General features: G+C 52.6%; 7 protein-coding genes. All 7 read right to left on the bottom strand.

The window, feature by feature from the left end:
• Nucleotides 1-100: 100 nt before the first annotated feature.
• From Q7J88_RS13190 to Q7J88_RS13160, 7 genes are read right to left on the bottom strand one after another with little or no spacing between them, the layout of a single operon-like run.
• Entirely contained in the window at nt 101-895 is a 795-nt protein-coding gene (locus Q7J88_RS13190; protein WP_303722699.1) for a hypothetical protein, read from the bottom strand.
• Between the two features lie 9 nt (nt 896-904).
• Complete coding sequence (locus tag Q7J88_RS13185) at nt 905-2,275, bottom strand: sorbosone dehydrogenase family protein (RefSeq protein WP_303722698.1); 1,371 nt, start codon at nt 2,273-2,275, stop codon at nt 905-907.
• Nucleotides 2,276-2,334: 59 nt separating this feature from the next.
• The gene (locus Q7J88_RS13180) at nt 2,335-3,024 is read right to left on the bottom strand and encodes a 4'-phosphopantetheinyl transferase superfamily protein (protein WP_303722697.1); all 690 of its coding nucleotides are present in this window, start codon (nt 3,022-3,024) and stop codon (nt 2,335-2,337) included.
• Nucleotides 3,021-4,013, bottom strand: a complete 993-nt coding sequence (locus Q7J88_RS13175; protein WP_303722696.1) for an NAD-dependent epimerase/dehydratase family protein — start codon at nt 4,011-4,013, stop codon at nt 3,021-3,023. The genes Q7J88_RS13180 and Q7J88_RS13175 overlap by 4 nt, the downstream gene beginning before the upstream one ends.
• Nucleotides 4,010-5,665, bottom strand: a complete 1,656-nt coding sequence (locus Q7J88_RS13170; protein WP_303722695.1) for a fatty acid CoA ligase family protein — start codon at nt 5,663-5,665, stop codon at nt 4,010-4,012. Before Q7J88_RS13170 ends, Q7J88_RS13175 begins: the two co-directional genes overlap by 4 nt.
• The gene (locus Q7J88_RS13165; protein ID WP_369682038.1) at nt 5,662-6,573 is read right to left on the bottom strand and encodes an alpha/beta fold hydrolase; all 912 of its coding nucleotides are present in this window, start codon (nt 6,571-6,573) and stop codon (nt 5,662-5,664) included. Before Q7J88_RS13165 ends, Q7J88_RS13170 begins: the two co-directional genes overlap by 4 nt.
• Nucleotides 6,573-7,616: a 3-oxoacyl-ACP synthase III gene (locus tag Q7J88_RS13160; protein ID WP_303722693.1), complete on the bottom strand. Its 1,044-nt coding sequence runs from the start codon at nt 7,614-7,616 to the stop codon at nt 6,573-6,575. Before Q7J88_RS13160 ends, Q7J88_RS13165 begins: the two co-directional genes overlap by 1 nt.
• Nucleotides 7,617-7,665 lie beyond the last annotated feature (49 nt).

Here is a 7,665-nt window from a genome sequence, read left to right as displayed (position 1 = left end):
TTGCAGACCTCTGCCTTACCACTTGGCGACGGGGCCGATCATGCCGTATTGACGTGCGCATTGAAGTACCAAATCAGATCAGGAGTGTCAAGAAAATAAATCACTTAACCTTATCAATTTTGATTTCCAACTGTCGATCAACCTTGTTACCGCTGCTGCGCCATGAAATTATTGCTCGACTGACTTTATCACGCTGCATCAATTGGCTACCTAAGGGGTACCATTCCCCCAGCGGGACTTGTAGCCGGGTCAGCAACTGGGAAAAATCGATAAAAGGTGCCTGTGAATCGGTTTGCTCGGCATCGGCGACATAGGGCTCAACATCCACCAGAACCTTCTCACCAATGACCTGTTCCGGTGACACCCAAAAATCGGTGACAATCGCTTTGTAGGCGATCTCTTGTGAATAACCGGTATTTCCCCCGGTCACGACTGCCCATTTTTCGGAAAATGGAATGTCCCGACCCATTTCGATCAGTCCCTTCCCTCCCTCCACAACCTGTAATTGCTGTTCCTGGGAACTTTCCGTGTTGCCGCGTCTAAATCCCGCAGAGCCTGAGGTTGAAATTCCGTTTTTGTTCCCATAATGAACCGCGGCCGAAGCGTCTTCGGCAACAAGTTGCGATGATACCTGTTGGCGAATTCTGATTACCAGATTGCTTTGTTCTGTGTCGAGGAGCGCGATCAACTTTTCAGCAGCTTCCAAAGTATCTCCATTAGCGATCAATACCAGGTGTGAACCTGCCGCTTGCACTTTCTCGCCTTCTCCCAGCACTTCGCGGACCTGCTTTTCCAGTTCGGCAGCAGAGCGGTGGTTTACTTCGATAATTTTGACCTCTGCCTGAGCGGCAAAAGGCAATGTCAGGAAGATCAGAATCAGCAATAGTTTTTTCACGAATTACTCTTACTCGATCCAGCTGATCCGATAGATGGCATCGGCCAGGTCATCACTCAAGTAAAGGCTGCCGTCCGGGCCGACAACCGGCGCAACCGGCCGCCCCCAGGCCTTCCCATCCTGAAACCAGCCGAAAAGAAATTCTTTAGCGTATTCCGGTTGTCCATTCGTAAAGGGGATGCGGATCAACTTGTAGCCAGTCGGGACGCTGCGATTCCAGGAACCGTGAAACGCAACAAACATGCTCTTTTGATAAGTGGACGGTGCTTTTAAACCATCGCCAAAGGCGATCCCCAATGGCGCGGAATGAGCTTGCAGTTCGACTGCGGCTGACACGGTTTCTTTACAGCGCGCCATACTGCCGAGGTCGGGGTCAGGGATACGGTTCCCATAGCAGTATGGCCAGCCATAATCACCATCCTTTTCTAGACGATTGATTTCATCCGGAGGCAGATCGTCACCTAACATGTCGCGACCGTTATCACTGCCCCAGAGGATTTTTCCGTCAGGTGAGAACGTAAGGCCAACACTGTTTCGCAGTCCTTTGGCAAAGATCTCCGTTTCTCCCGTCACCGGGTTGACACGCATAACGGTCGCGCGCCGCAAGTCGTTCTCTTCACAAGCGTTACAGCGGGAACCGATCGAGAGATATAAAAAACCGTCAGCACCCTTGGCCAGACTGCGGGTCCAATGCCCCCCATCGTCCGGCAGGTCATCGAGTACAACGTTGACCTCATCAACCTGATTGTCTTTATTTTTGTCGGCCAGCTGTAATAGCCGCGAAGTCTCCGCGATGTAAAGTTTGTCCTTATCCCAAACCAGACCATGCGGACGGTCCATGTCGAAATGGAACAGTTGCGATTGATCGGCAAATCCATCGCCGTTCAGATCAGTCAGCTGATAGACCGCACCCAGTTTTGGAATCGTCACATAAAGCCGTCCGGCATCGTCAAACGCCAGCATCCGCCCGCCGCCGGGTATGCGTGCAAACAGCTGAACCCGTAGATCGACCATGCTGTTAAGAGTCCGGTCGCTGGCGAAAACTCCCTGCCGGTCAGACTCAAGTACCTCGATTTTGACCGGCTTGCCTTTTGGGACCTCATTCTGCATCCGTTGTAAGAAACCGGTGACGGAAATTTTACCGTCCGGATAAACCTGATTGACGGCGATGACCGAGACGATTGCCATTAAAATCACGACAACGGAAGTTCGCATAGCACTCAGCACCTTCAGTGTGACACCGACACCGATCCCGAGCAAAAGGGCCGGAACCAAAAAAAAGAAATCGCTTTGTTGCGGAAAGGCACGCATTAAGAAAGCGCTCATCCATCCGGCAATCAAAAGAATGCAACCGAGCGCAAGTAATAATTGTCGTTTCATGACTATTCTGTCCGTTTAAGGAGTTGGAATAACAATTAGAATAGCACAGGTGATGGTTGTCAGCGAGTATCGCGCAGGTGGTATTTCTTTATGGAGTCGATCCACTGCGAACAGGAGATAGCCCCAAGGTAATTTTGAGGCAACGGAAACAAACGCGTAAAGGTTGGTAGGGGCTGAGACGGGTTTGGAGAAGAGAAGCCGCTTCCCCGCTCTTTCAGTCGGCTTTCCTTTGTTGTCCAGAGCCGATAAAAGACCCTTCTTTTGCGAACTTCAGACGCTTGGGCAAGAGCGAATCGTTCATCTTCGGTAAAAAAACGTTCCGCCAATCGGCTAAAAGCCAATTTCCTGTCGATCTTTTCAAGATCAACACCGACCTCTTCCGACTTGATTACGCCGAGCAGCGCCAAACACCCGGAGTGAGCCAAGTTGAAGCGAATAATATTATCGTTAAGCAGAAGTTTCGGTTTGCCCTGCGGACCATATTCAAACTGAAGCTTTTCTGGGGAAAGATCCATGTAGCTCGCGAGGATTTCGCGCAACCGGCATCGAGCAACGATAAATTGCTTTTTTTTATTCGCGAGCAGCAACCGATCAGCCCGCCGTTTTTCATCTTCGGACAACGCATGTCGTAAGGCCTCGATCGAATCTTCCGACAAATCGAGCCGAAAGCGCCAAAGGTGGAGTTCTTTGTCCGGCAGAAATAATCGATCAGGAGGGAACTGCCAGGTTCCGACCGCCAACGGCATCATTTCGCTTTTTCCAGCCAAGCTTGAAGACGACGCATCCCCTCGTCGATCGAAACTTTCGGATGATAGCCGAAATCGTTTTGCGAGTTACTCAAATCGAACCAGTGAGCGGTGGAAAGTTCTCGAGCAACAAATCTGGTCAAGCGCGGTTCTCCCGACAACCTGAAAATGCGGTAGATATTTTCCAGTACGGCGCCGATCGCGTAAGCCAAGCGAGGAGAGATGGTTTTGCTCACTGGTGGGACATTGCCTGCGGCCAGAATCCGGTTCACGACATCCCATAACGGCAATGGTTCGTTGTTGGAAAGGAAATAGGCCTTTCCCGCAACCTCGCTGCCAATATCCAGCTTCTCTGCCGCCTGCAAATGGGCCTCTGCAGCGTTATCGATATAGATGGTGTCAACCAGGCACTCGCGAGTACCGATCTTGCGTAACGCACCTTTAGCGCCGCGTTCCAGGATTCGTGGCACCAGATGGCTGTCACCGGGACCCCAGATCAGGTGCGGTCGCAAGGCAACGGTCGCCAATTCCTGATCATTGGCGGCAAGCACTAGTTTTTCGGCCAAGGCTTTGGTCTGTGGGTAATAGGCGTGAAAATGATTCGGATAAGGGACCGATTCATCAACGCCTTCCATATCGGAACCATCGAAAACAACGCTCGGCGAACTGGTATAGACCAGTCTTTGAACGCCATGCTCGCGACAAGCCTGAATAACATTTTGAGTACCGACAACATTTGCCTGATAATAATCGTCAAAAGAACCCCAAACACCGGCCTTTGCAGCGACATGAAAAACGATATCGCAGCCGAGAACCGCTGCTCTAAGTGCCGAACCACTCGACAGTTCACCGCAACAATGCTCGACTCCCCATGCTGCCAACTCTGGGTATTCGCTACGCGAGAAGGAACGTACCTGCCCCCCCTTCTCAAGCAACAGCTTGACGATCGCCTTGCCAAGGAAGCCGCCACCACCGGTCACCAAGGCCTTCATCGCAACTTCCCCTTGGCCCAGACAGCCAGTTTTTCACGGAAAATTTTGGCATTGTGGCGGATATCGACCGGAAATGCTGGGTGGAACAGGATATGTTTGATAGATCTGGTCAGCTCATGTTTTTTGCCGATCAGTTTCAACTCCTGCAGAATGCGCGCGTGTTCCTCTTTTGAGACGTCCTGTTCCAATTCAATGCAAATTGCCGGTTCCATCCGGCCGGGCGCGCCGACTCCAACCAGAGCCGAACGGAAGACCTTGCCATGGGTATTGAAGATCGCTTCGCAGGGGATAGTAAAAAGTGTCTGTTCTTGGCAGGTGACACGATGCGCCTTACGCCCGCAGAACCAGATACGCCCTTGTTCATCTCGATAGCCGAGGTCCCCCATGCGATGATAAAAGGTCGCATTGACCGGATCGAGGATCTTTGCCAGATTGGTCGATTCCTTGCGGTTGAAGTACCTGCGCGTTACCTGTGGACCGGAAACGGCGATCTCACCGATTTCACCAGCTGGCAGCTTCAGCGAGTCGTCCCACCAGTCGATCGGCTCATCACTGATGCCGATAATCTCCAAGTTGATATTGGCGACCGGCCTGCCGATACAGACCCCCATACCACGATCGGTTGCGGAAGCGGTTTCGCTCAATATCTCATAGCTGCCGATGGAACAGACCGGTAAAGACTCGGTTGCACCGTATGGAGTGAACACCTGCACGTCATCGTTGAGCATTTTTGTAAAACGTTTCAACACCGACGCGGGTACCGGGGCACCGGCTGAAATCACCCGTTTCAATGTGGGCAGCTTTACTCCATTTTCCTGACCGTAGCGCCCTACCCGGTTGATCAGCGCGGGAGAACCGAACATCGTTGTGATGTTGAATTTCAGAATCGGTCCGATGATATTCTTCGGATCAACGGAACCGGGGCGTGTAAAGTCCATCAAAGGAAGGACCGAGCTCATTCCCAACGCTGGCGCGAACAAAGCGAACAGCGGGAAGGTCGGCAGATCGATTTCCCCTGGCCGGATGTTGTAGACTTGTCGTAACTGTTCGACTTGGGCAATAAAATTGCCGTGTGTATAGACCACGCCTTTCGGCACTCCGGTACTGCCGCTGGTAAACAGGATGGCGGCCGTATCTGCAGCATCGGTGTCAACAACCGAAAAAGATTTTCCTGCGGGAAATTTTCTTTTCAGACTCGACAGAGAAAATCCGCCCCAGAACAGCTTGCTCCCAACCGTCAGCAGGATTTTCAGGGTCGGTTTCCCCCAGCCGAACAGCAACCGGGCAACATGGGCCTTGGGAATGCCGATAAAGGCTTCCGGCTGCGCTTCTGACAGGCAGACCTTCAGATTCTTCACCCCAATGCCCGGATCGATCATGATCGGCACTGCACCAACCTTGAATAGCGCAAAGGTCAGGGCAAAGAACTCCAAACTGGGCGTCACCATCAGCGCAGTGCGTATACCACGACTGATCCCGATCGATTCCAAGGCATTCGCGATTCGGTCACATTCTTGATCAAGCTGTTTGAAACTGTATTGGCGGTACTGTTGACCACGACCGGTCGGGATGTAGATGGCTGGGGTATCAGGCTGTCGACGGGCCATCTCCGGCAAATGTGCCGCGATGTTGGTCAAACCGCCGGAAGTCATGAGCCCTGCGTCCGCAAGGGGTTTTCGGTAAGAAATTTACGGATAATCGGGATCACATCCTCTTTGGCGTCTTCCAGAATATAATGCCCACAGTCGGCAAAACTGTGCACCTGGGCCTGCGGGAAGCGTTGTCGCCATTCATTGAGGAAATGCATATCAAAAACGAAATCCTTCTCCCCCCAACAGATACAGATCGGCAGCTCTGCAAACTGCTGCAGATTGTCCTGAACTTCGCTTACTATATCATAGCCGGGATCCCCTTCCACTAACGGGATATCCTGCACAAACCGCAGGGTCGCTACCCGATGCTGCCAGTTATCATAAGGAGCGCAATAAGCCTTGCGCAGATCAGACTTCATCGGGTTGCGCTTACAGCCGACAACTGCTGCGCCACGGGCAAAGAGATTGAATCCCTGCACCAGAAAAGCACCGAACTGAGTATCACGGCAAATCCGCAGCGCAGTCGGTAACGGTTTGCTCTGCGGCAGGTGAAAAGCCGCGGTATTCAAAATTACCAACCGGGCGATCCGTTCCGGGTGTCGGGTGGCGAATGCCATACCGATCATCCCACCCCAATCATGCACCACCAAGGTGATATTCGACTTGATATCGAGATGTTCAAGTAGCGCCTCAAGGTCATCAACCCGCTGCTTGAGCGTGAAGGCATAGAGGGAGTCAGCCGGCTTGTCCGACAGACCACAACCGATATGATCCGGCACGATCACCCGATATTGCTCGCGCAGCTCGGCAACCAGGTTACGGTAATAAAAAGACCAGGATGGGTTGCCGTGCAGCATCACCACCGGATTCCCCTGCCCCTCATCAAGATAATGATATTTCAGCTGATTAAGCGGCAGGAAATGGCTTTCGAAAGGGTATTCCTTTTTCAGCAACGGAGTGTCGAGCATCACCACTGAATCCCCATCATCAGACAATTCAGGCCACTGCCGATACCGAGAAAGCCGACGAAATCACCCGGCAACAGAAAGTCGCGCTCTTTGGCAATCGCCGCAGTAATCGGCAAAGAGACAGTCCCCATATTGCCGAGGAACTCGAAACTGGTAAAATCCTTCTCCGGCGAGATGCCAATCGTCTGCAGGATCAGCTTCTGATGCGCTTCACCGACCTGATGGCAAATCACCTTGTCGACCTTCTCAGGAGTCAGATCGAGCTCAGCCGCAAAGACGTCCCAAGTCCGTTTGCCCAATTCGACACCATGTTTCATAACAGCGACCGCATCGGTCGACATATACGGCACGTGATGTTCAGGCGAATCGGACTTGATCCCCCAACGACACAGTTCGTGAAACTGCGGTTCGGCAACATTTACCCCACCGAGCAGTTTCGGCCGCCGCGACGGGGTGAAAGACCCGTCGGTCAGTAACACCGCGGCAGCACCGGAGCCACCGGTCATGGTCGCCAGCGACTTGGTGAACAACTCCATCGAAGGAGTCGCGTTCATCTGCTTGATCATGATCTCGTTGATTTCGCGCGAACTCTCACAGGCAACCACCAGTCCGGCGCGGATCTGTCCCAGCTCGATCCGGTTGGCGATATCGAGAACACCGTTGAGCACCCCGAGACAGGCATTGGAAATATCATAAACCGCAGCATTCCCTTTAACCCCAAGCGCGGAGGCAATTTGGCAGGCGGTAGCCGGTTCGAAATGTTCACGGCAAACTCCGGCGTAAACCACGGCACCGATATCCTCGGGCGAAACGTTCCTTTCCTGCAACGATTTCTTGGCCGCGGCGATGGCACCATGGGAGATCGGCGTATTCGGTTTCCACCAACGCCGTTCTCGGATGCCGGTAAGCGCTTCCAGCTGTCCGGGGGAGATATGTAGCGCCTCATACATCGGTTGCAGCCGGCTTTCCAGCTCGGATGAGGTAACGACTATCGGTGCCAGCTCGTAGCCAACCGATTCGACATAAACGCGGGAGTATTTCATCAAACCACCAGTAATAACTTAATCAGTTTTGAAACCAATGTCGGTAATT

Origin of the sequence: Malonomonas rubra (genome assembly GCF_003247215.1) — a bacterium.
GTDB classification, from domain to species: domain Bacteria; phylum Desulfobacterota; class Desulfuromonadia; order Desulfuromonadales; family Geopsychrobacteraceae; genus Malonomonas; species Malonomonas rubra_A.
The sequence above is the reverse complement of the archived record's forward strand: the minus strand, read 5'-3'. Positions and strand labels throughout refer to the sequence as shown.

Bases quoted from the DNA above. Each gene is read 5' to 3' on its own strand.
- Q7J88_RS13185 (WP_303722698.1), bottom strand. From the start codon at position 2,275: ATGAAACGACAATTATTACTTGCGCTCGGTTGCATTCTTTTGATTGCC.
- Q7J88_RS13180 (WP_303722697.1), bottom strand. From the start codon at position 3,024: ATGATGCCGTTGGCGGTCGGAACCTGGCAGTTCCCTCCTGATCGATTA.
- Q7J88_RS13175 (WP_303722696.1), bottom strand. From the start codon at position 4,013: ATGAAGGCCTTGGTGACCGGTGGTGGCGGCTTCCTTGGCAAGGCGATC.
- Q7J88_RS13170 (WP_303722695.1), bottom strand. From the start codon at position 5,665: ATGACTTCCGGCGGTTTGACCAACATCGCGGCACATTTGCCGGAGATG.
- Q7J88_RS13165 (WP_369682038.1), bottom strand. From the start codon at position 6,573: ATGCTCGACACTCCGTTGCTGAAAAAGGAATACCCTTTCGAAAGCCAT.
- Q7J88_RS13160 (WP_303722693.1), bottom strand. From the start codon at position 7,616: ATGAAATACTCCCGCGTTTATGTCGAATCGGTTGGCTACGAGCTGGCA.